Here is a 20,875-nt window from a genome sequence, read left to right as displayed (position 1 = left end):
GGAAAAGGCTGGTTAGGGCGCGGTCAGTGCAGGGTGCGGGGCATGGCCAGCACGAATTCGGCGATCGGCACCTCGAACGGGATGCCGTTCTCGCCGACGCAGTGGTAGGTGCCGCGCATGGTGCCGACCGGCGTGGGCAGCGGACAGCCGCTGGTGTATTCGAAGGTTTCGCCGGGCGCCAGCAGCGGCTGCTGCCCCACCACGCCCAGGCCGCGCACTTCCTGTACGCGCTGGTGACCGTCGGTGATGATCCAGTGCCGGCTGATGACCTGGGCGGGCTGGGTTCCCGAGTTGGTGATCCGGACGGTATACGCGAAGACGTACTGGTGCTGGGACGGGTCGGACTGCTCCGGCACGAAGCGCGGCGTCACGGATACGGTCAGATCGTAGGGTTTCACTCGCCTTTCCCGGGGTTGGCACAGGCGGCCGGAAAGCGGCGGGCCTGCGGTCGGACGGGCTCCCGGGTGCGCACGAGGCGCCGCCGGGGCGTCAAACTACAATAATTGCACATTATGCCCCCGGAAACTCCTGCCATGTCTTCGTCCACACGTATCGCTCCCAGCATCCTCTCCGCCGATTTCGCCCGGCTGGGCGAGGAAGTGCGCAATGTCGTCGCCGCCGGCGCCGACTGGATCCACTTCGACGTGATGGACAACCACTATGTTCCCAACCTCACCATCGGGCCGATGGTGTGCGCCGCGATCCGCCCGCACGTGCAGGTGCCCATCGACGTGCACCTCATGGTGGAGCCGGTGGACGACATCGTGCCCATGTTCGCCAAGGCCGGCGCCGACATCATCACCTTCCACCCCGAAGCCAGCCGCCACGTCGACCGCACCCTGTCGCTGATCCGCGACCACGGCTGCAAGGCCGGGCTGGTGTTCAACCCGGCCACGCCGCTTTCGTTCATGGACTACGTCATGGACAAGCTGGACATCGTGCTGCTGATGTCGGTGAACCCGGGTTTCGGCGGCCAGGCCTTCATCCCGGCCACGCTGGCCAAGCTGCGCGAAGCCCGCAACCGCATCGACCGGTGGGTGCAGGCCGGCGGCCAGCCCATCCTGCTGGAGGTCGACGGCGGGGTCAAGACCGACAACATCGCCGAGATCCGCGCCGCCGGCGCCGACACTTTCGTGGCGGGCTCGGCCATCTTCGGCAAGCCGGACTATGCCGAGGTCATCCGCACGCTGCGCGCCCAGATCGCGCAGGGCGAGACCCTCAGCGCATGAGGCCGGCCGACATGACTTCATTCAAGGCCGTCCTGCTGGACCTCGACGGCACGCTGCTCGATTCGATCCCCGACCTGGCCCACGCCGCGAACGCCATGCGCGTGGAGCTGGGCATGCCGCCGCTGCGCGAGGACGTGCTGGCCACGTTCGTGGGCAAGGGCGTGGACGTGCTGGTGCAGCGCACCCTGGCCGGAAACATACTGGGAGACCTCGACGACCCCGCGCTCTTCGCGCGCGGACGCGAGTCGTTCTACCGCCACTATCACCTGGTCAACGGCGAGAAGGCGCGCGTGTTCGACGGCGTGGTCGCGGGGCTGCAGGCCATGCAGGAACAAGGCCTGAAACTGGCGGTGGTGACGAACAAACCCACCGAATTCACCCTGCCGCTGCTGCAGCGCACCGGCCTGGCGGGCTTCTTCCCGGTGGTGGTGTGCGGCGACACCTGCGCAGGCAAGAAACCCCAGCCCGACCAGATCCTGCATGCCTGCGCACAGCTGGCGGTGCGGCCCGCCGAGGCCGTCACCATCGGCGATTCCATCAACGACGCGCTGGCCGGACGCGCGGCGGGCACGCGGGTGCTGGTGGTGCCCTATGGATACAACGAAGGCATGGATGTGCACGCGCTCGACTCGGATGGTATAGTAGCCACGCTTGTCGACGCGGCCCACTGGATCTCGCTGTGGAATGCGCGGCCTGCAACCTGAGCCGGGCACGGCCTGCAACCTCAGCCGGCCAGACCCAGCCCCTGCAATACCGAACTGCCAGATCCGCCCATATCCGTGATGAACGCCCTCCGCCTCCCTCTCGTGCGCAACGCCTCGTGGCGTTGGTGGCGTTCGTCTTCCGGGTGGCGATGAAGCATTCCCGGCCCTGAGCGCACCTGCCGCCCAGCGCCGTCGCAGCAAGAACCGCAAACCCGGACCCCAGCCAACTGGACCGGGTTTTTTGTTGCATGCCCGGTCCGTCGCCCGAAAGCCCACGAGACCGACATGACAGAACTGGAATTCAAGGCCCTCGCCAAACAAGGCTACAACCGCATCCCCCTGGTCGCCGAAACCTACGCCGACCTGGACACCCCGCTGGCCATCTACCTGAAGCTGGCCCATAGCGGCCCGCAGGGCGGCCGCATGAGCTGCCTGATGGAATCCGTGGTGGGCGGCGAACGCTTCGGCCGCTACTCCTTCATCGGCCTGCCGGCCCACACGGTGATCCGAGCCAGCGGCACGACCACCGAAGTGCTGCGCGACGGCGAGGTGGTCGAGACCCACCAGGGCGACCCGCTGGCCTTCATCGAGCAATACCAGGCGCGGTTCAAGGTGGCCCTGCGTCCGGGCATGCCGCGCTTCTGCGGAGGGTTGGCAGGGTACTTCGGCTACGACACCGTGCGCCACATCGAGCCGCGCCTGGGCCCCGCCGTCAAGCCCTACCCGGCCGGCATGGAAGGGGGCACGCCGGACATCATGCTGATGCACGTGGACGAGTTGGTGATCGTCGACAACCTGGCCGGCCGCATCTACCTGATGGTGTACGCCGATCCGACGCTGCCCGAAGCCTACTCCCGGGCCCAGCAGCGCCTGCTGGCGCTGCGCGCGCGCCTGCGCAAGCCCGTGGAAATCCCCTACAGCCACGCCAGCATGCAGACCGAGGAACGCCGCGACTTCGCCAAGGCCGACTACCTCGCTGCAGTGCGCCGCGCCAAGGAATACATCGCGGCGGGCGACCTGATGCAGGTACAGGTGGGGCAGGTCATCGCCAAGCCGTTCCGCGACGCCCCGTTGTCGCTGTACCGCGCGCTGCGCTCTCTCAATCCTTCGCCCTACATGTACTTCTGGAACTTCGGCGACTTCCAGGTGGTGGGCGCCTCGCCCGAAATCCTGGTGCGCCAGGAAAGCGCGATGGAGGACGGCAAGGCCGTCTCGCAGGTGACGATCCGGCCGCTGGCCGGCACGCGCCGGCGCGGCGCCACCCCCGAGGAAGACCAGGCCCTGGCCGAGGAACTGCGCGCGGATCCGAAGGAGATCGCCGAGCACGTGATGCTGATCGACCTGGCGCGCAACGACGTGGGCCGGGTGGCCGAGGTCGGTTCGGTGAAAGTGAGCGACACCATGGTCATCGAGCGCTATTCGCATGTGATGCACCTGGTATCGAATGTCACGGGGAACCTGCATCCGGGCATGAGCAGCATGGACGTGCTGCGCGCCGCCTTCCCCGCCGGCACGCTCACGGGCGCGCCCAAGGTGCGCGCCATGGAGATCATCGACGAGCTCGAACCCGTGCGCCGCGGCGTCTACGGCGGCGCGGCGGGATACCTGAGCTACGGCGGCGAGATGGACGTGGCCATCGCCATCCGCACCGGCGTGATCAAGGACGGCACGCTGTACGTGCAGGCGGCGGCCGGCATCGTGGCCGACTCCGATCCGGAAAAGGAATGGCAGGAAACCGAGGCCAAGGCCCGCGCCGTGCTGCGCGCGGCCGAACAGGTGCAGCACGGGCTGGACGAGCCCATCTGAGCGCAGAGGACACACCATGCTTTTGATGATCGACAACTACGACTCCTTCACCTACAACCTGGTGCAGTACTTCGGCGAGCTGGGCGAGGACGTGCGCGTGGCGCGCAACGACCAGATCACGCTGGAGGAAGTGGCGGCGCTGAAGCCGGACCGCATCTGCGTCTCGCCGGGCCCGTGCTCGCCAGCCGAGGCCGGCATCTCGGTGCCGCTGATCCGCGAATTCGCCGGCAGGCTGCCCATCCTGGGCGTCTGCCTGGGCCACCAGGCCATCGGCGCCGCCTATGGCGGCCGCATCGTGCGCGCGCAGCAGATCATGCATGGCAAGACCGTGCAGATCCGGCATGCGGGCACCGACATCTTCGCCGGGCTGCCGACGCCGTACACGGTGATCCGCTACAACTCGCTCACCATAGATCCGGGCACCCTGCCCGACGAACTCGAGGTCACGGCCACGGCGCCGGACGGCGACATCATGGGCGTGCGTCACAAGACCCTGCCGCTGTATGGCGTACAGTTCCATCCCGAATCCGTGCTGAGCGAACACGGACATGCCATGCTGCGCAACTTCCTGAACATCCGATAACGAGGGGACGACCATGACCATCACGCCCACCGAAGCCCTGACGCGCTGCATCGAGCATCGCGAGATCTTCCACGACGAGATGCTGCACCTGATGCGCATGCTGATGCGCGGCGAGATGTCGCCGCAGATGGCCAGCGCGCTGGTGATGGGCCTGCGGGTGAAGAAGGAAACCATCGGCGAGATAACCGCCGCCGCGCAGGTGATGCGCGAATTCGCCACCAAGGTCGACACCCCCAACCCGCAGGACCTGCTCGACATGTGCGGCACCGGCGGCGACGGCAGCCATACCTTCAACATCTCCACCACCGCGATGTTCGTGGCCGCGGCGGCGGGCGTGCCCATCGCCAAGCACGGCGGGCGCAGCGCCTCGTCGTCGTCGGGCAGCGCCGACGTGCTCGAGGCGCTGGGCGCCAACCTGGACCTCACGCCCGAGCAGGTTTCCGAGTGCATCCAGGCCACCGGCATAGGCTTCATGTACGCGCCGGCGCACCACAGCGCCATGAAGAACGTCGCGGCGCTGCGCAAGGAACTGGCCGTGCGCACGATCTTCAACATCCTGGGCCCGCTCACCAACCCGGCCGGCGCCGCCAACCAGCTGATGGGCGTGTTCCACGCCGACCTGGTCGGCATCCAGGTGCGGGTGCTGCAGCGCCTGGGCTCGCGCCATGTGCTCATCGTGCATGGCAAGGACGGCATGGACGAGGCCTCGCTGGGCGCAGCCACCCTGGTGGGCGAACTCAAGGACGGCGTGGTCCGCGAATACGAGATCCATCCCGAGGACTACGGGCTATCCATGATGTCCAACCGCAGCATCAAGGTGTCCAATCGCGAGGAGTCGCGCGCGCTGGTGCTCGAAGCGCTGGATAATGTCGATGGCACGGCCCGCGACATCGTCGCCCTGAATGCAGGCCTGGCCATCTATGCCGGCAACAAGGCGGCCTCCATCCCCGAGGCCCTGGCCCAGGCGTTCGAACTGATTGCAAACGGCGCAGCCCGGGACAAACTCGAGGAATTCTGCGCCCATACCCGGAAGTACCAGAAATGAACGATATTCTTGCGAAGATCCTCGCCGTCAAAGCCGAGGAAGTCGCGACCTCCCGCCAGATGCGCAGCGAGGCCGAGCTGCTGCGCGAAGCGCAGGCGCGGCAGGACGTGCGCGGCTTCGCCCAGGCCATCGAAGACAAGATCGCCCAGGGCAAGCCCGGCGTGATCGCCGAGATCAAGAAAGCCTCGCCGTCCAAGGGCGTGCTGCGCGAGCACTTCGACCCCGCCGAGATCGCGGCCTCGTATGCCGCGCATGGCGCAGCCTGCCTGTCGGTGCTCACCGACGTGCAGTTCTTCCAGGGCTCGCACGACAACCTGCGCCGCGCGCGCGCAGCCTGCCCGCTGCCGGTGCTGCGCAAGGACTTCATCATCGACCCCTACCAGATCGTATCGGCGCGGGCCATGGGAGCCGACTGCGTGCTGCTCATCGTGGCGGCGCTGTCCGCCGGCCAGCTGCGCGAACTGGAAACCGTGGCGCTGGACCTGGGGATGGACGTGCTGGTGGAAGTGCATGACGCACAGGAGCTCGACGTGGCCCTGGAGCTCAGGACGCCGCTGCTGGGCATCAACAACCGCAATCTGCGCACCTTCGAGACCCGCCTCCAGAACACGCTGGACCTGCTGCCGCGCGTGCCGGCCGGCAAGCGCGTGATCACCGAAAGCGGCATCCTGAAGCCTGAGGACGTGGCCCTGATGCGCTCGCACGAGGTGCACGCCTTCCTGGTCGGCGAGGCCTTCATGCGCGCCGAGGAGCCGGGCGCCGAGCTGGCCCGCCTGATGATGGGCGGAAACTGAAGAGGCGGCTGCCCGCCTTCACGCCGGCGCGCATGACCTGCGCCGGCGTATTGGCCTGCACCAGCCTGGCCACCAGGTCCATGAATCGGCCGGGCGCTCCCGACGACACCGCCACGCCCTGCAACAGGGTGCCGAGATCCACCTGCAGCCGCAGGCTGTGGTCGGACCCCGCCGCGCCGGCCCGTGGCGCCGCGCAGGCGATCACCTGCAGTCGCGACGGCCTGGTGTCGGCCAGACGCCGGATGTGCACGTCGACATCCGCTGCCACCAAGGCGCCGGCCAGCGCCCCCAGGCTGGAGACCACGCACACATGGGGTCGGGACAGATCGGTCTCGTTCCAGTCGGGCGGCCCCCCGGGCGGCAGCAGCGACCATGACTGCACCGCCACGACATCGCCCGGCCGCCGGGGCGTGCATTCGGACGGGCCGCCCAGCAAACCGTCGTGCCACCGCGGGTGGGCGCCAGTGAAGCTCAGCTGGCCGAACGCCAGCAGGTCGACCAGGTCATGAAAGCTCATGTGCCTGAATATCTTCCATTCCTGCTTCAGGCCCTCGCCGGCCCGGACCCTGCTCATGTCGCGCCCTCCGTATGCCTGCGCCGGCTGCCGCCGGTCCAGGGAGCACATCATGGCAGCAGCGGCGCGAGTCCGGCATTACCGGAGCATTACGGTACGGCAATGTCGGGAGCTCACCGCTCGCCCTTCGCGTAGCCCGAGACGCCGGCAGGAAAATCCAGCCGCACGGCCAGCCCCGGGCGGGCGTCGTGCAGGGACACGACAGCCCCGTGCAGACGCGCGATGGCCATCACCGTGGTGAGCCCGAGCCCATAGCCGGGGACGTCGTGATTCAGCCTGTAGAACCGTTCGCCGATGCGGGCCTGCTTCTCGGCGGGAATGCCCGGGCCGTCGTCGGTCACGGATACGTGCGCGTTGAGGTCGCGCAGGGCGACCTCGATGCGCACGTGCGCGCCGCTGCCGGCGTACTGGATGGCGTTCTCCACCAGCGTGGCAATGGCGCCGGCCAGCAGGTCGCGGTCGCCATGGACCGTCACGGGCCGGTCGCAGAGGCATTGCAGCGAAATGTTCCGGTCTTCGGCCACGGCCTCGTACAGGTCGGCCACGTCGCGTGCGATCTGATCGAGGCGGGCCGGCCCGAACCGCTTGCGCCGCGTGCCGGACTCCAGTTCGGCGATCTGCAGCAGTTTCTCCGAGACCTTGGCGAGATCCTCCACCTCGGCCACGAGCGTGCTCACGCAATGCCGCAATGCCTCCGGCGTGGCGTCCGGCCCGCTGGCCTGGCGCAGCCGCACCAGGATGCGAGTGAGCGGCGTGCGCAGGTGATGGGCCACGGCGTCCGAAACGTTGCGCACGCCGTTCATGAGCCGCTCGATGCGATCGAGCATGCCGTTGATGTCGTGGGCCAGCAGCGCGAACTCGTCTTCGCGCCGGTGCGGCGGGATGCGGCGCGTGAGTTCGCCCTCGCCGATCTGCATGGCGGTGCGGCGTATGACCTCGACGCGCCGCTGCAGCGTGCGGCGGAAGAACAGCGCGCTCAGCAATACCAGCAGCACCGTGGCGCTGATGGCCGCCAGGCTGATCTGCGTCATGAACCTGCGCACTTCCTGCAGATCGCGCAGGTCATGGCCGATGATGAGGCGCGCGCCGCCCGGCAGCAGGTACCCTTCCAGATAGCCTTCGGCCTGCCGGCCGCGCAGGGTGACGACATGGCGCATCCCGCCGGGGCGCGCCGCCTGCAGCGTGGCGTCGGCCTCGATGTTGCCGGCCAGCGTACGGCCCTGCCCGTCGAGCAGCAGAAACATCTCGGTATCCGTATTGACCCGGTCGGCCAGCTCCAGCTCGATTTCGTCGATCAGTCCGGCCAGACCGCCACGCTCGAAGTGCGCCCCCAGGCGCTGCGCCGTGATGGTCACCTGCCGCGAGAATTGCGAGGTCAGCAGGTGCGAAGTCTGGTAATAGAAGATCACCAGCGAAGCCAGCGCGGCAGCCAGGGCAAGCAGGCTGTAGTTCAGCGTCAGGCGAAACGCGACCGAGCTCCACAGCTTGCGCATCCCGGCCAGCAGACTGCGCATCACGTTGCCGGGGCCGGCTGGCCGCTGGCCGAGATCATGTAGCCTGCGCCGCGTACGGTATGGATCAGCGGCCTGCCCAGGCGCCCGTCCACCTTCTGGCGCAGGCGGCTGATCTGCACGTCTATCACGTTGGTTTGAGGGTCGAAGTGGTAGTCCCACACGGCGGCCAGCAGCATGGTGCGCGTGAGCACCTGCCCCGAGTGGGTCATCATGTAGACCAGCAGCTTGAATTCACGCGGCTGCAGCGTGATGGCCCGGCCCGCGCGCTCCACGTGCCCGGTGACGAGATCCAGCACCAGGTCGTCGACCTGCAGCCGCCGCGCGTCGGGGCCGGGCGTGGCGCGGCGCACCAGCGCCTCGAGCCGGGCGGCCAACTCCGGGAAGGCGAACGGCTTGGTGAGGTAGTCGTCACCGCCGGCCTTCAGGCCGCGCACGCGCTCGTCGAGCGCCGTGAGGGCGCTGAGCACCAGCACCGGCGTCTTCTTGCCCAGCGCGCGCAGCGCTGAGAGGATGGACAGGCCGTCCACCTCGTTGGGCAGCATGCGATCGAGCACGATGACGTCCCAGTGCTCGCCCAGCGCGCGCTGCATGCCTCCCGGGCCGTCGCCGCAGATCGAGGCAACGTGGCCCATCTCCTTCAACCCGTTGGCGATGTAGCGGGCGTTCTCGTTGTCGTCTTCGATGATGAGGCAGCGCCACATATTCCACGGCCTGTCGATGCGGACTGAAATGTATACGCCCCGAAGTGTAGCGCGGGGCCTGCCGCTGCGAACATTACCTAACCGTAATGTCGCACCCACCGGCTTTTCCATAAGATTCGCACAGTCTTGTCCCGCCACGATCCCGCGCGATCGTGAGGGGCCGTATTGCGCTGCGGCGCAAAGCCCCGGGCAAGACCTCAGTGCCCGCAAGACTACATAACACATTCAAAGGAACGATCAACAATGGATAGGGCGAAATGAACCTACGGTCGAAGCAGGATTTCTGGTCCGGGGTGATGTTCATTGCGCTGGGGCTGGGCTTCGCGCTGAAGGCGACCAGCTACCAGATGGGAACGGCCGGCCGCATGGGCCCAGGCTATTTCCCTTTCTGGCTGGGCATCTGCCTGGCCTTGCTGGGCGCGGTCGTTGCGCTGGCTGCGCTATCGCCCAAGGCGGAGAAGACCGAAGTCGGCACCTTCGACTGGCGCATCATCGGGCTGGTGGTGGGCTCGGTGGTGCTCTATGGCGCGCTGCTGCGCCCCCTCGGCCTCTACCTCTCGCTGTTCATCCTCGTCGTCGCCAGCAGCTTTGCCAGCCATGAGTTCAGCTGGAAGGTCGCCATCGGCAACGCCGTCTTCCTGGTGGTGTTCTCGTATCTGGCCTTCATCAAGGGCCTGGGCCTGATCTTCCCGCTCTGGCCCGCCTTTCTCGGCATGAACTGAGGAGACACTCCATGGAATTGCTGCACAACCTCGCCCTGGGGTTCTCGGTTGCGTTCACCCCCGAGAACCTGCTCTACGCCCTGATGGGCTGCATCCTGGGCACCCTGATCGGCGTGCTGCCGGGCGTCGGCCCGGTGCCCACCATCGCCATGCTGCTGCCCATCACCTATGTGCTGCCGCCGGTGGCCGGCCTGATCATGCTGGCCGGCATCTACTACGGCGCGCAATATGGCGGCTCCACCACGGCCATCCTGGTCGCGCTGCCGGGCGAGACCTCCGCGGTCGTCACCGTGCTCGACGGCCACCAGATGGCGCGCAACGGGCGCGCCGGCTCGGCGCTGGCCATCGCGGCGCTGGGCTCGTTCTTCGCCGGCTGCGTCGCCACCGTGCTGCTGGCCGCCTTCGCGCCCCCGCTGGCCGAGGTCGCCTTCGAGTTCGGCCCCGCCGAATACTTCTCGCTCATGGTGCTCGGCCTGGTCGGCGCCGTCGTGCTCGCCTCCGGCTCCCTGCCCAAGGCCATCTGCATGATCCTGCTCGGACTGCTGCTGGGCATGGTCGGCACCGACGTCAACTCCGGCGTCGCGCGCTACGACTTCGGCATCCCCGAACTGCAGGATGGCATCGACTTCGCCATCGTCGCCATGGGCGTGTTCGGCTTTGCCGAGATCATGGCGAATCTCGAGCAGCGCGAGAACCGGGTGGACATCACCGACAAGATCGGCTCGCTCTATCCCAACAAGACGGAATTCAAGGAAGCGGCCCCTGCCGTGCTTCGCGGCACTGCGCTGGGCTCGGCCCTGGGCATCCTGCCCGGCGGCGGCGCCGTGCTGTCGTCGTTCGCGTCGTACACGCTGGAGAAGAAACTCTCGAGGAATCCCGAGCGCTTCGGCAAGGGCCACCCCGCCGGCCTGGCCGGCCCCGAGTCGGCCAACAACGCAGCCGCGCAGACCTCCTTCATCCCGCTGCTGACCCTGGGCATTCCGGGCAACGCCGTGATGGCCCTGATGGTCGGCGCCATGACCATCCACAACATCCAGCCCGGCCCGCAGGTCATGACGAGCCACCCCGAGCTCTTCTGGGGCCTGATCGCCTCCATGTGGATCGGCAACCTGATGCTGGTGGTGCTGAACCTGCCGCTGATCGGCCTGTGGGTCAAGCTGCTGAAGGTGCCCTACCGCATCCTGTTCCCGGCCATCCTGGTGTTCTGCTCGATCGGCGTGTATTCGCTCAACTACAACGTGTTCGACATCTACATGACGGCGGCCTTCGGGGTGGTGGGCTACGTGTGGTCCAAGCTCAAGTGCGAGGGGGCCCCGCTGCTGCTGGGCCTGGTGCTGGGGCCCATGATGGAGGAGAACTTCCGCCGCGCCCTGCTGCTGTCGCGCGGCGACTACGCCACCTTCGTCAGCCGCCCGCTGTCGGCCTGCCTGCTCGGTGCCGCGATCGTCCTGGTGGTGATCGTGGCCCTGCCCTCGATCCGCAAAAAGCGCGAGGAGACCTTCGTCGAGGAAGGCTGAACCTGCTGCGCCCCATAGCGGCCGTGCAGGCGCGACGACGCGCCCCGCACGGCCGTTTTCCATGGCGGCGCACCGTGACATCCCGGGCCCGCGTGGGATATGGTGTCATCCTCCTCACCGCACAGGATGTCCGATGAACACCCTCGCCGACTTCCCCGTCACCCGCAAGTGGCCCGCGCAATATCCGGACCGGCTGCAGCTGTACTCGCTGCCCACGCCCAACGGGGTGAAGGTCTCCATCATGCTGGAGGAGACCGGCCTGCCCTATGAGGCGCACCGGGTGGAGTTCGACCGCAACGAACAGTTCTCCCCCGAGTTCCTGTCGCTCAATCCGAACAACAAGATCCCCGCGATCCTGGACCCCGACGGCCCTGGCGGACGGCCGCTGGGCCTGTTCGAGTCGGGCGCCATCCTGGTCTACCTGGCCGGCAAGACCGGCCGCTTCATGCCTGAGGATGTGGCCTCCCGCTACGAGACGCTGCAGTGGCTGATGTTCCAGATGGGCGGCATCGGGCCGATGTTCGGCCAGCTGGGTTTCTTCCACCGCTTCGCGGGCCGCGACTACGAAGACAAGCGCCCGCGCGACCGCTACGTGGCGGAGTCGCGCCGGCTTCTGGGCGTGCTGGAAGGCCGCCTGGAAGGCCGCCCCTGGATCATGGGCGAGGACTACACCATCGCCGACATGGCGGTGTTTCCCTGGGTGCGCAACCTGGTGGGCTTCTACGAGGCAGGCGACCTGGTGCAGTTCGAGGCGTACCCGCAGGTACGCCGCGCGCTCGAGGCCTTCGTGGCGCGGCCGGCGGTGCAGCGCGGCCTGGCCATCCCCGCCCCCCGGGAGGCCGCGCATGGAGGCTGAGTTCTGGCTGGAACGCTGGCGCGACGGCCGCACGAATTTCCACCAGGCGCGCGTCACGCCGCTGCTGGCCAAGTACTGGCCCACCCTGCAGCTGCCGCGCACCGCGCGCGTGCTGGTGCCGCTGTGCGGCAAATCGCTCGACATGATGTGGCTGGCCGGCCAGGGCCATCCAGTGCTGGGCGTGGAGCTCTCGGAGCTGGCCGTGACGCAGTTCTACGAGGAACAAGGCCTCGCCCCGACACGGCGCGAGTCCGCCATGGGCGTGCATTATGCGGCGGGCAACATCGAGATCCTCTGCGGCGACATACACGACCTGGATGACGCCACGCTGGCAAGCTGCACCGCCGCCTACGACCGCGCCGCGCTGGTGGCCCTGCCGGAATCCATGCGCCCCGGCTATGCAGCCGGGGTGTACGGCCGGCTGCCCGCCGGCTATCGCGGCCTGCTCATCACGCTGGACTATCCCCAGTCCGAGATGGACGGGCCGCCATTCTCGGTGGACGATGCAGAGGTCCAGGCGCTGTATGCCGGGCACACCGAGGCCCGGCTGATCGATCGCCGCGACATCCTCGACAAAGAGCCCAAGTTCGCCGAGCGCGGGGTGAGCCGTCTCGATACCCTGGTGTACCGGCTTGAGGGGCGGCCCTCGCCCTGAACCACGGGGCGGAGCGCGGCGCCGCCTCAGCGGCCTCCCGACACCTCGATGAACGAGCCGGTGGTGTAGCCGGCCTCGTCCGAGCACAGCCACAGCACGGCGCCCGCTACTTCCTCCGGCGTGCCGCCGCGCTTGAGCGGAATGCTGTCCTTCAGGCGATCCACCCGCCCGGGCTCGCCGCCGCTGGCATGCATCTCGGTATAGATGAAACCGGGCCTCACGGCATTGACGCGGATGCCGTCGGCGGCCACCTCCTTGGAAAGGCCGATGGTGAGCGTGTCCAGCGCACCCTTGGACGCGGCGTAGTCCACGTACTCGTGGGGCGACCCCAGCCGCGCGGCCGCCGACGACACATTGACGATGGCGCCGCCCCGGCCGCCGTGGCGCGGCGCCATGCGGCGCACCGCCTCGCGGCAGCAGACGAACGCGCCGACCACGTTGGTGGCCAGCACGCGCGCAATGCGGGCGGCATCCATGTCCTCGACCCGCATCTGGGTTTCGAGGATGCCGGCGTTGTTCACCAGTACGTCGACGCGGCCGAGTTCGCGGTCTACCGTCTCGAACAGGGCCACCACCTGCGCTTCCTCCGACAGGTCCGCCCCCACCGCCACCGCCCGGCCGCCCTGGTCGCGGATGTCGCGCGCCACGGCCTCGGCGGCGTCGGCCCGCTGGCGATAGTTGACGCAGACGGCATAGCCGCGCTGCGCGGCCAGCCGGGCCACGGACGCGCCGATGCCGCGGCTGGCGCCGGTCACGATCATCACTTTCTCCATGCTGGTCTCCTCGCTGTTCAGCCCCAACCGTGGGCAGCTTGATGGGCAACCGCCATGCTACGCCGGCCTGGCCTGCACCGTAGGGCGGTCGTCTATGGGCAGGTGCAGCGCCGCGGCCGCCAGCCCCACCGCCAGGCAGCCCAGCCATACGGGCAGGTAGGACCCGGACGCATCATAGGCCCAGCCGCCCAGCCACACGCCCAGGAACGACCCCAGCTGGTGGCCCAGGAAGACGAAGCCGAACAGCGTGGCGATGTAGCGCACCCCGAACATCTGCGCGAGCAGGCCGTTGGTGAGCGGCACCGTGCCGAGCCAGGTGAATCCCATCACGGCGGCGAACACATAAAGGCTGGCGGGCGTCACGGGGAAGGCCACGAACGCGGCAATGGCGGCCGTGCGGACCAGATACACGCCCGCAAGCAGGTACTTGCGCCGGTAGCGGCCACCCAGCACGCCGCAGGCATAGGTGCCCGCGATGTTGGCCAGCGCGATCAGCGCCAATGCCGTGACGCCGTGCCCGGCATTCATGCCCTGGTCCGCCAGATAGGCGGGCAGATGCCCGGCGATGAAGGCCAGCTGGAAGCCGCACGCAAGGAACCCGGCGTTGAGCAGCCAGAAGCCGCGATGGCCGAGGGCCTCGCGCACGGCCTGCCGCATCGACTGCGCAGGCCCCTGCGCCGCGGACTGCGCGGCCCTGTCGTCCAGCGCGCGCGCCAGGGGCAGCACCAGCAGCCCGAGCAGCGCCAGCCCTTCCAGGCCGGCAGGCCATTGCCACGTGGCGATGGTGGCCTGCACGGCCGGCACCAGCAGGAACTGCATCATGCCGCCCACCGCCCCCGCCACGCCCAGCGCCGCGCTGCGGCCGGCAGGCGGACTGAGCCGGTTGACGGCGCCGTACACCACGGCGAAGGAGCTGGCGGACAGCGCGATGCCGATCACCAGCCCGCTGCCCAGCAGCAGCGCCGCGGGGGTGGCGGCGTAACGCTGCAGCATGAGCCCGGCGGCATACAGCGCGCAGCCGCATACGACCACGCGCATGCTGCCGTAGCGGTCCGCCAGCATGCCGGCGCCCGGCTGCGCCAGGCCCCACACCAGGTTCTGGACCGCCAGCGCGAACGCGAAGTCCTCGCGCGTCCAGCCCCGCGCCATCACCATCTCGGTGAGGAACAGGCCCTGCACGTGGCGCGCCCCCATGGCATAGCCCACGATCACCCCCGCGCACACCGTGAGGGCCAACCCCTGCGAAAGACGGTTCATGGCGCATCCCCCGCCGCGGGGCCGCCGCGTCGTGCGGCCCAGTCCAGCGCATCCTCGAGCCGGTCGTTGCCCCAGAACATCTCGTCGTGCACGACGAACATCGGGGCGCCGAAGATGCCGAGCTCGCGTGCGCGGTCCACCTGGCGGCGCAGCGCCGCCTTGGTGTCGTCGTGACGCGCCCGCGCCAGCAGCGCATCGGCGTCGGGCACGAAAGCCTGCAGCAGCCCGCGCACCAGGGCTTCGTCCTGGAGCTCGCGGTCGTCGACGAAATTGGCGCGGAACACCGCCAGGCAGAAAGCGTGGCTCCAGGGTTCGTCCTGGCCGAGCAGGGCCACGCGGGCCGGCAGCACGCTCAGCCGCGGGAACACCGTGGGGCGCCGGTACGCAATGGCATGCTTGGCGGCCAGGCGGGCCACGTCGCGCATCATGTAGGCCCCCTTGGCCGGGTAGAGCCGGAACGGCGTGTCGTGCCAGCCCTGCGCCTGGAAGATCGGCCCCAGCAGGAACGGCCGCAGCGCCACGCGCACCCGTGCGGCGCGGGCCAGCGGCTCGAGCCGCGCCAGGGCCAGGTAGCTGTACGGGCTGGCGAAATCGAACCACATCTCGAGCGTGCGCGGGGCGTTCATGAGCAGGATTCCTTCTGCAGGCGGATGGCGATGCAGGCTTGCGGCAGGCCGCTGAGCACGACGTCGCGGCGGCTGGCGACCAGCACGGATTCGCCGGCCCGCAATACCCGGTCGGCGCCCGGCCGGTATTCCGACAGCCACAAAGCGCCGGTGCGGCACACGATACGCGCCCCGGCGGCTCGCCTCAAGCGCACCACCGAACCGCGCCCCAGGGCAAATGACATTCCTGTCGAGTAAACGATGCCGAGTCTGTCCAGCATGCCTGTCTCCTCCCGCGCCTGGCCGGAATGGCGGCCCGTTGCCGTATTTGACCCGCGCCGCTTAACATCGCTCAAGCGATATCTGGGCACGCTACACATGCATGGGGAGAATGTCATTCCACTCGAACTGGCACGCCTGCCGCCGCTGGACCTGGTGCGCGGCTTCGTGGCCGTGGGGCGGCGCATGAGCATCACCCTGGCGGCGCAGGATCTGCACCTGACACAGTCGGCGGTCAGCCGGCAGGTCCGCGCCCTGGAAGAGCACCTGGGCGTGCGACTGCTGGAGCGCGGCTTCCGCAGCGTGGCCTTCACCGCCGAGGGGGCCACGCTGTTCCGCCTGGCAGACCCCTGGCTGGCGCAGCTGGCGGAACTGGCCGGACAATGGCGCGAACCCGGACGGCGCATGCCGGTCACCGTCACCACCACCATCGGGGTTGCATCGCTGTGGCTGCTGCCGGGGCTGGGCGAATTCCAGGCGGCCCATCCGGAGATCGACGTGCGGGTGGCCGCCGACAACCGCATACTCGCGCTGGAGCGCGAGAACGTCGACATCGCGATCCGCTACAGCCCCGCGCAGGGGGTGCCCGCGCAAGCCGTCCGGCTGTTCGGCGAACGCGTGGCGCCGGTGGCCCATCCGATGCTGGGCATCGCCGCCATCGACGCCGACACGCTGCGCCAGCACGTGCTGCTGGAGTTCGACGATCCCACGCGGCCATGGCTGCAATGGGCGGAGTGGCTGGCCGCCCGCGGACTGCAGGGGGCGCGGCCCCGGAGCATGCTGCGCTTCAATCAGTACGACCAGATCGTGCATGCCGCGCTGGCGGGCCATGGCATCGCCCTGGGCCGGCTGGCCCTGATCGGCGCCATGCTGCAGGAGCGCCGGCTGGTGGCCGTCGGCGCGCCGCAGGCAGGCGCCGGGCGCCATGCCTACTGGCTGGTGCGCAATCCGCGGCGCAGTTCGCCCGATGCTGACGTGGTGGCGGACTGGCTGGTCCGCCGGGCGCGCGCAGCCGCATCATCCACGCTATCCTGACGCCTTTGCCGGCGGTTGCGGCCGGCCTTTCCGGAGATACTCCCATGCCCGCCACGGTCGCTACCCTGGCCCGAACGGCGCGCCGCGCCCTGTCTGTCCTGGTGCTGGCTGCCGGCACCGTCCTGTCCGCACCGCCTGGCGCACAAGCCGGCGCGCCGGTGCACGCCGCCCAGGCTCCCGGCTATTACCGCATGGCCGTGGGCGGGTACATGATCACGGCGCTGTACGACGGCTACGTCGATCTGCCGCCCACCGTGCTCAGCGGCGCCGCTGCAGCTGACGTGCGCAAGCTGCTCGAAGACATGTATGCGAACCGCGCCACGGGCATGCAGACGTCGGTGAACGCTTACCTGATCCACGACGGCAAGCAGCTGGTGCTGGTCGACACCGGCGGCGGCGAGTGTCTCGGCCCCACGCTGGGCACGCTCGAGGCCAACCTGGCTGCGGCCGGCTATGCGCCCGCAGACGTGGACGCGGTGCTGCTCACGCACCTGCATCCCGACCACGCCTGCGGCCTGCTCCCCGCCGGGGGAACACCGCGCTTCCCGCGCGCCGACGTATATGTTTCCGCCGAAGAGGCGGCGTTCTGGCTCAGCCCTTCCGTCGCCGCGCAATCGCCGGCGGAAGCGCAGCCCTACTTCGAGATGGCGCGCAAGGCCGTGGCCCCTTATCTGGACGAGGGCCGCTTCCTCACCTACCGCGCCGGCGAGGCGCTGCCCGCCGGCGCGGTGGCGGTGCCGGCCCCGGGCCATACGCCCGGCCATACCGCCTACCTGTTCGGCGCAGGCGCAGAGCGGCTGCTGGTCTGGGGCGACGTCGTGCACAGCCATGCCGTGCAGATGGCGCGGCCGGAGGTGGCCGTGGAATTCGACGTGGACGGGACGCAGGCCATTGCCACACGCAAGCAATTGTTCGCCGATGCGGCGCGCGACAAAGCCTGGATCGCGGGGGCCCACCTGCCCTTCCCGGGGCTGGGCCATGTGCGCCCGACGGAGTCGGGCTACGCCTGGATCCCCGTGGAGTATGCGCCGCTGCGCAAGGCCGCGCTGCGGGAAAGCGAATAGCCGCGCGGTCAGTCGACCCGCACGCAGGCGGGGCCCGGCTGCATCTCGCCCACCACGGCTGCCTGGGCAAAGCCTTGCTGCCGGAACACCTCCAGCACTTCACCGACCGCCGACGGCGCGCAGGCCACCAGCAGCCCGCCCGAGGTCTGCGGGTCGGTGAGCAGCGCCCGGGCCGCATCGTCCACCGCGGCGCCCAGCTGCACCGCCTCGCCGTACGAGGCCCAGTTGCGGCCGGAGGCGCCGGTGACGATGCCGCGCGCGGCGTAATCCTGCACCTGCGGCAGCCAGGGGAGTTCGGCAAGCCGCAATTGCGCCGTGAGCCCGGCGCCGCGGGCCATTTCCAGGGCATGGCCGAGCAGCCCGAAGCCCGTGACGTCCGTCATGGCGTGCACGCCGGCCAGGGCCGAGAGGGCCGCGCCGGGACGATTGAGGCGGGTGGTGGCCTCGAGCATGGCCGCATAGCCGGCCGCGTCCAGCAGGTTCTTCTTGAGCGCGGCCGACAGCACGCCCACGCCCAGCGGCTTGCCCAGGACGAGCACGTCGCCGGCGCGCGCGTCGGCGTTGCGCTTGAGACGGCCGGGATGCACCAGGCCCATGGCGGCCAGGCCGTAGATGGGTTCCACCGAATCGATGGAATGCCCGCCCGCCAGCGGGATGCCGGCCTCGGCGCAGACCGATTCGCCGCCGCGCAGGATGTCGGCGATGACCGAATGCGGCAGCACGTTGATCGGCATGCCGACGATGGCCAGCGCCATGATGGGCGTGCCGCCCATGGCGTAGACGTCGGACAGCGCATTGGTGGCGGCGATGCGGCCGAAGTCGTACGGGTCGTCGACGATGGGCATGAAGAAATCGGTGGTGGCGATCAGCGCCTGCTCGTCGTTGAGCCGGTATACGGCCGCGTCGTCGGCGGTTTCGCTGCCGACCAGCAGGTCGGCGAACGGCTGGGCCGGCGCATGGCGCGCCAGCAGCTCGGACAGCACACCGGGCGCGATCTTGCAGCCGCAGCCGCCCCCGTGGGAGAGCGACGTCAGGCGCGGCACGGCGCCGGAGGAGGAATCGGAAGACATGGGATACACCTCGGGTCGATGGCGGAAGGCAGCAGGAGTCGAACCTACCTGGGAACGTCTGACGCCCCCAACTGGGTTTGAAGCCCAGCCGTGCCGCCGGGCACGGATGCCTTCCCTCGCGGCGGCCCCTATGATAGCGGATCGCGGTCTGCCGCCCCGCCGCGGGCCGGGGCTCCATGCACCGCCGCATCGCCGCGCAGCACGTGCGTCTCGCGCAGGCGCCGGGTATAGCCCACGCGATCGAAATACTCGAGGATCTGGATGGCGCGCTTGCGGCCCAGGCCGGTGGCGTCGCGGAACTGGGCGGCCTGCACGCCGCCGTGGCGTCGCGCCAGCTCGGCCACCAGCCCGGCCAGTTCGGCGATGCGCTCGCGGTGATAGAACAGGTCGCGCACGACCTGGGCCACGTCGCCGCGCCGCAGCAGGCGGCGCAGCAGCAGCCGCACGCGCTCTTCCGGCTCGCCGTGCGCCCGCGCCAGGTCGCGCACCCAGGGCGGGTCGTAGCCGCCGTCGCGCAACTGCGGCAGCAGCCGGTCGGCCAGCTCCGCCTCCGCGGGCGCAAGCTGCAGGGCGTGGCCAGGCAGGTGCAGCCAGGCGCCGTTGCGCGCCAGGCGCCCGGAGGCCAGCAAGGCGTCCAGCACCGCCTGCCAGAATCCATCGGACGCACCGGGCGCCGCCATGCGGCGCAGCCGGCCGGCATCCGCGCCCGGTTCGTCGGGCTGCTGCACGTGAAAGGCCTGCAGCACTTCCAGCACGTGGTCGCACAAGGCATCCCAGTGCCGGCGCAGCACCAGCGTGCGCACCGCCCCGGGCTGGGACGCCGCCACCCACAGCGCGCCGTCGGGCACGGACAGCATGGCCGCCGGCTGCCCGGTGAGGTGCTGCAGCCGCTCTTCCCCCAGGCCCAGCGGGGCCTGTTCCAGGACCGGGCCCAGGCCCTGACCCGCCAGCATGGCCTCCACCGCGTCCAGCCAGGCCAGGCGCTGCGGCGTGCGCCGCTTGCGGTCGGGCGCGGCGGGATCCAGCACCATGCCGCCGCCGACGGTGCGCGTGGCCTGCGCGTTGCGCACGATGCAGCGATCGCCCGGCATGGCGCAGACCGGCTCGTCGAAGACCAGCTGCACGCGCCCCGCGCCGCCGGGCATCAGCGTCTCGGGCGCCAGGGGCACGGCGCGCGCCACGTAGTGGGCGGCACCCAGGTGCACGTGCACGGCCGACCAGGCGCGCAGCGGCGCGTCGGCCCCGGCCAGCCAGTCCAGCGCCACGTCGACATGACGGCCCGGCTGGAAGCAGCGCGCGTCGGCAATCCAGTCGCCGCGCGTCACGGCGCGCTTCTCCAGCCCGGCCAGGTTCAGCGCGCAGCGCTGGCCGGCGCTGCCTTCGGCGCTCGGGCGGTTCTGGGCATGGATGCTGCGCACCCGCACCGCGGTGCCGGCCGGCATGAGCCGCAGGTCTGCCGGCTCGTTCTCGGCCCGCACGCGACCGCCATGCACCGTGCCGGCCGCCACGGTGCCGTGTCCTGGCAGCGTGAAGACGCGGTCCACGGCCAGCCTGAACAGCCCGTCGGCGCGACGGGCCGGCAGCGCCTGCGCGGCGGCGTCCAGGCAGGCCTTGAGGGCAGCGACGCCAGGGTCCTGCGGATCGGTGGCCTGCGTGGCGAATCGCGGCGCTGCCTGCAGGAAAGTGCCGGCAACCAGGGCGTCGATCTCGGCAAGCACGGCCTGCCGGCGCGCGGCATCGCAGGTATCGGCCTTGGTGAGCGCGACGGCGCCGTGCCGCACGCCCAGCAGCGTCAGGATGTCCAGGTGCTCGCGGGTCTGCGGCATGACGCCGTCGTCGGCCGCCACCACCAGCAGGCCGAAGTCTATGCCGCTGGCCCCCGCCGCCATGGTATGCACCAGCTTCTCGTGGCCGGGCACGTCGATGAAGCCCAGCACGTCGCCATTGGGCAGCGGCGTATAGGCATAGCCGAGTTCGATGGAAATGCCGCGCGCCTTCTCTTCCTTGAGCCTGTCGGTGTCCACGCCCGTCAGGGCGCGCACCAGCGTGGTCTTGCCGTGGTCGATGTGGCCGGCTGTGCCGACGATCATGG

Annotated in this window: 22 protein-coding genes and 1 tRNA gene; 12 read left to right on the top strand and 11 right to left on the bottom strand. The window is 69.5% G+C overall.

Annotation, left to right across the window (positions count from 1 at the left end; genetic code table 11):
• Window positions 1-23 precede the first annotated feature (23 nt).
• On the bottom strand, window positions 24-398 hold the full coding sequence (gene apaG, locus ACYBYQ_RS01365; protein WP_459616609.1) for a Co2+/Mg2+ efflux facilitator ApaG/CorD: 375 nt from the start codon (window positions 396-398) through the stop codon (window positions 24-26).
• 114 nt (window positions 399-512) lie between these two features.
• Here apaG and rpe point away from each other — a divergent pair, with 114 nt between their 5' ends.
• The 6 genes from rpe (at window position 513) to trpC (ending at window position 6,161) form a co-directional block, all read left to right on the top strand.
• The gene (rpe, locus tag ACYBYQ_RS01360; RefSeq protein WP_459616608.1) at window positions 513-1,229 is read left to right on the top strand and encodes a ribulose-phosphate 3-epimerase; all 717 of its coding nucleotides are present in this window, start codon (window positions 513-515) and stop codon (window positions 1,227-1,229) included.
• Between the two features lie 11 nt (window positions 1,230-1,240).
• The gene (locus ACYBYQ_RS01355; protein WP_459616607.1) at window positions 1,241-1,933 is read left to right on the top strand and encodes a phosphoglycolate phosphatase; all 693 of its coding nucleotides are present in this window, start codon (window positions 1,241-1,243) and stop codon (window positions 1,931-1,933) included.
• 285 nt (window positions 1,934-2,218) lie between these two features.
• Window positions 2,219-3,739: an anthranilate synthase component I gene (gene trpE, locus ACYBYQ_RS01350; protein WP_459616606.1), complete on the top strand. Its 1,521-nt coding sequence runs from the start codon at window positions 2,219-2,221 to the stop codon at window positions 3,737-3,739.
• Window positions 3,740-3,755: 16 nt separating this feature from the next.
• Window positions 3,756-4,322, top strand: coding sequence for an aminodeoxychorismate/anthranilate synthase component II (locus tag ACYBYQ_RS01345; protein ID WP_459616605.1), 567 nt, complete (start codon window positions 3,756-3,758; stop codon window positions 4,320-4,322).
• Window positions 4,323-4,335: 13 nt separating this feature from the next.
• Window positions 4,336-5,367, top strand: coding sequence for an anthranilate phosphoribosyltransferase (gene trpD / locus ACYBYQ_RS01340; RefSeq protein ID WP_459616604.1), 1,032 nt, complete (start codon window positions 4,336-4,338; stop codon window positions 5,365-5,367).
• Window positions 5,364-6,161 (top strand): indole-3-glycerol phosphate synthase TrpC, encoded by a 798-nt coding sequence (trpC, locus tag ACYBYQ_RS01335; protein WP_459616603.1) that lies wholly within the window; start codon window positions 5,364-5,366, stop codon window positions 6,159-6,161. The genes trpD and trpC overlap by 4 nt, the downstream gene beginning before the upstream one ends.
• Here the strand turns inward: trpC and ACYBYQ_RS01330 are convergent.
• The 3 genes from ACYBYQ_RS01330 to ACYBYQ_RS01320 all read right to left on the bottom strand — a co-directional run bounded on the left by ACYBYQ_RS01330 (window position 6,103) and on the right by ACYBYQ_RS01320 (window position 8,950).
• Window positions 6,103-6,735, bottom strand: coding sequence for a hypothetical protein (locus ACYBYQ_RS01330; RefSeq protein WP_459616602.1), 633 nt, complete (start codon window positions 6,733-6,735; stop codon window positions 6,103-6,105). The two genes, trpC and ACYBYQ_RS01330, sit on opposite strands and share 59 nt — an antisense overlap.
• A 113-nt stretch (window positions 6,736-6,848) precedes the next feature.
• Complete coding sequence (locus ACYBYQ_RS01325; protein WP_459616601.1) at window positions 6,849-8,249, bottom strand: sensor histidine kinase; 1,401 nt, start codon at window positions 8,247-8,249, stop codon at window positions 6,849-6,851.
• The gene (locus tag ACYBYQ_RS01320; protein WP_459616600.1) at window positions 8,249-8,950 is read right to left on the bottom strand and encodes a response regulator transcription factor; all 702 of its coding nucleotides are present in this window, start codon (window positions 8,948-8,950) and stop codon (window positions 8,249-8,251) included. The genes ACYBYQ_RS01325 and ACYBYQ_RS01320 overlap by 1 nt, the downstream gene beginning before the upstream one ends.
• A 257-nt stretch (window positions 8,951-9,207) precedes the next feature.
• Here ACYBYQ_RS01320 and ACYBYQ_RS01315 point away from each other — a divergent pair, with 257 nt between their 5' ends.
• From ACYBYQ_RS01315 to ACYBYQ_RS01300, 4 genes are all read left to right on the top strand, one after another.
• Window positions 9,208-9,672, top strand: coding sequence for a tripartite tricarboxylate transporter TctB family protein (locus tag ACYBYQ_RS01315; RefSeq protein WP_459616599.1), 465 nt, complete (start codon window positions 9,208-9,210; stop codon window positions 9,670-9,672).
• 11 nt (window positions 9,673-9,683) lie between these two features.
• Window positions 9,684-11,189, top strand: a complete 1,506-nt coding sequence (locus ACYBYQ_RS01310) for a tripartite tricarboxylate transporter permease (RefSeq protein ID WP_459616597.1) — start codon at window positions 9,684-9,686, stop codon at window positions 11,187-11,189.
• 133 nt (window positions 11,190-11,322) lie between these two features.
• Entirely contained in the window at window positions 11,323-12,045 is a 723-nt protein-coding gene (locus ACYBYQ_RS01305; protein ID WP_459616596.1) for a glutathione S-transferase N-terminal domain-containing protein, read from the top strand.
• A complete protein-coding gene (locus tag ACYBYQ_RS01300; RefSeq protein WP_459616595.1) occupies window positions 12,035-12,700 on the top strand; it encodes a thiopurine S-methyltransferase in 666 nt (221 codons plus the stop codon). The genes ACYBYQ_RS01305 and ACYBYQ_RS01300 overlap by 11 nt, the downstream gene beginning before the upstream one ends.
• Before the next feature lie 26 nt (window positions 12,701-12,726).
• On the opposite strand, the gene ACYBYQ_RS01295 is transcribed toward ACYBYQ_RS01300, so the two are convergent.
• The 4 genes from ACYBYQ_RS01295 to ACYBYQ_RS01280 are packed head-to-tail and all read right to left on the bottom strand — an operon-like array spanning window position 12,727 to window position 15,616.
• The gene (locus ACYBYQ_RS01295; protein WP_459616594.1) at window positions 12,727-13,473 is read right to left on the bottom strand and encodes an SDR family oxidoreductase; all 747 of its coding nucleotides are present in this window, start codon (window positions 13,471-13,473) and stop codon (window positions 12,727-12,729) included.
• Between the two features lie 57 nt (window positions 13,474-13,530).
• Entirely contained in the window at window positions 13,531-14,730 is a 1,200-nt protein-coding gene (locus ACYBYQ_RS01290; protein WP_459616593.1) for an MFS transporter, read from the bottom strand.
• Window positions 14,727-15,356, bottom strand: a complete 630-nt coding sequence (locus ACYBYQ_RS01285; RefSeq protein WP_459616591.1) for a 2-hydroxychromene-2-carboxylate isomerase — start codon at window positions 15,354-15,356, stop codon at window positions 14,727-14,729. The genes ACYBYQ_RS01290 and ACYBYQ_RS01285 overlap by 4 nt, the downstream gene beginning before the upstream one ends.
• The gene (locus ACYBYQ_RS01280; RefSeq protein WP_459616590.1) at window positions 15,353-15,616 is read right to left on the bottom strand and encodes a DUF2917 domain-containing protein; all 264 of its coding nucleotides are present in this window, start codon (window positions 15,614-15,616) and stop codon (window positions 15,353-15,355) included. Before ACYBYQ_RS01280 ends, ACYBYQ_RS01285 begins: the two co-directional genes overlap by 4 nt.
• 97 nt (window positions 15,617-15,713) lie before the next feature.
• On the opposite strand from ACYBYQ_RS01280, the gene ACYBYQ_RS01275 reads away from it, so the two are divergent.
• Complete coding sequence (locus ACYBYQ_RS01275) at window positions 15,714-16,649, top strand: LysR substrate-binding domain-containing protein (protein ID WP_459616589.1); 936 nt, start codon at window positions 15,714-15,716, stop codon at window positions 16,647-16,649.
• A 44-nt stretch (window positions 16,650-16,693) separates the two neighbouring features.
• Window positions 16,694-17,713, top strand: coding sequence for an MBL fold metallo-hydrolase (locus tag ACYBYQ_RS01270; protein WP_459616588.1), 1,020 nt, complete (start codon window positions 16,694-16,696; stop codon window positions 17,711-17,713).
• Between the two features lie 8 nt (window positions 17,714-17,721).
• Here the strand turns inward: ACYBYQ_RS01270 and selD are convergent, their stop codons facing one another.
• From selD to selB, 3 genes are all read right to left on the bottom strand, one after another.
• Window positions 17,722-18,783 carry a selenide, water dikinase SelD gene (selD, locus tag ACYBYQ_RS01265; protein ID WP_459616586.1) on the bottom strand — a complete coding sequence of 354 codons (1,062 nt, stop codon included), beginning with the start codon at window positions 18,781-18,783 and terminating at the stop codon, window positions 17,722-17,724.
• A 19-nt stretch (window positions 18,784-18,802) separates the two neighbouring features.
• Window positions 18,803-18,898, bottom strand: a tRNA-Sec gene (locus ACYBYQ_RS01260).
• 13 nt (window positions 18,899-18,911) lie between these two features.
• Window positions 18,912-20,873, bottom strand: coding sequence for a selenocysteine-specific translation elongation factor (gene selB / locus ACYBYQ_RS01255; protein WP_459616585.1), 1,962 nt, complete (start codon window positions 20,871-20,873; stop codon window positions 18,912-18,914).
• Window positions 20,874-20,875 lie beyond the last annotated feature (2 nt).

It is taken from the genome of Bordetella sp. 2513F2, from assembly GCF_054642735.1.
This window is presented reverse-complemented; position numbering and strand designations above follow the sequence as displayed.

Bases quoted from the DNA above. Each gene is read 5' to 3' on its own strand.
- rpe (WP_459616608.1), top strand. From the start codon at position 513: ATGCCCCCGGAAACTCCTGCCATGTCTTCGTCCACACGTATCGCTCCC.
- ACYBYQ_RS01355 (WP_459616607.1), top strand. From the start codon at position 1,241: ATGACTTCATTCAAGGCCGTCCTGCTGGACCTCGACGGCACGCTGCTC.
- trpE (WP_459616606.1), top strand. From the start codon at position 2,219: ATGACAGAACTGGAATTCAAGGCCCTCGCCAAACAAGGCTACAACCGC.
- ACYBYQ_RS01345 (WP_459616605.1), top strand. From the start codon at position 3,756: ATGCTTTTGATGATCGACAACTACGACTCCTTCACCTACAACCTGGTG.
- trpD (WP_459616604.1), top strand. From the start codon at position 4,336: ATGACCATCACGCCCACCGAAGCCCTGACGCGCTGCATCGAGCATCGC.
- trpC (WP_459616603.1), top strand. From the start codon at position 5,364: ATGAACGATATTCTTGCGAAGATCCTCGCCGTCAAAGCCGAGGAAGTC.
- ACYBYQ_RS01330 (WP_459616602.1), bottom strand. From the start codon at position 6,735: ATGAGCAGGGTCCGGGCCGGCGAGGGCCTGAAGCAGGAATGGAAGATA.
- ACYBYQ_RS01325 (WP_459616601.1), bottom strand. From the start codon at position 8,249: ATGCGCAGTCTGCTGGCCGGGATGCGCAAGCTGTGGAGCTCGGTCGCG.
- ACYBYQ_RS01320 (WP_459616600.1), bottom strand. From the start codon at position 8,950: ATGTGGCGCTGCCTCATCATCGAAGACGACAACGAGAACGCCCGCTAC.
- ACYBYQ_RS01315 (WP_459616599.1), top strand. From the start codon at position 9,208: ATGAACCTACGGTCGAAGCAGGATTTCTGGTCCGGGGTGATGTTCATT.
- ACYBYQ_RS01310 (WP_459616597.1), top strand. From the start codon at position 9,684: ATGGAATTGCTGCACAACCTCGCCCTGGGGTTCTCGGTTGCGTTCACC.
- ACYBYQ_RS01305 (WP_459616596.1), top strand. From the start codon at position 11,323: ATGAACACCCTCGCCGACTTCCCCGTCACCCGCAAGTGGCCCGCGCAA.
- ACYBYQ_RS01300 (WP_459616595.1), top strand. From the start codon at position 12,035: ATGGAGGCTGAGTTCTGGCTGGAACGCTGGCGCGACGGCCGCACGAAT.
- ACYBYQ_RS01295 (WP_459616594.1), bottom strand. From the start codon at position 13,473: ATGGAGAAAGTGATGATCGTGACCGGCGCCAGCCGCGGCATCGGCGCG.
- ACYBYQ_RS01290 (WP_459616593.1), bottom strand. From the start codon at position 14,730: ATGAACCGTCTTTCGCAGGGGTTGGCCCTCACGGTGTGCGCGGGGGTG.
- ACYBYQ_RS01285 (WP_459616591.1), bottom strand. From the start codon at position 15,356: ATGAACGCCCCGCGCACGCTCGAGATGTGGTTCGATTTCGCCAGCCCG.
- ACYBYQ_RS01280 (WP_459616590.1), bottom strand. From the start codon at position 15,616: ATGCTGGACAGACTCGGCATCGTTTACTCGACAGGAATGTCATTTGCC.
- ACYBYQ_RS01275 (WP_459616589.1), top strand. From the start codon at position 15,714: ATGCATGGGGAGAATGTCATTCCACTCGAACTGGCACGCCTGCCGCCG.
- ACYBYQ_RS01270 (WP_459616588.1), top strand. From the start codon at position 16,694: ATGCCCGCCACGGTCGCTACCCTGGCCCGAACGGCGCGCCGCGCCCTG.
- selD (WP_459616586.1), bottom strand. From the start codon at position 18,783: ATGTCTTCCGATTCCTCCTCCGGCGCCGTGCCGCGCCTGACGTCGCTC.
- selB (WP_459616585.1), bottom strand. From the start codon at position 20,873: ATGATCGTCGGCACAGCCGGCCACATCGACCACGGCAAGACCACGCTG.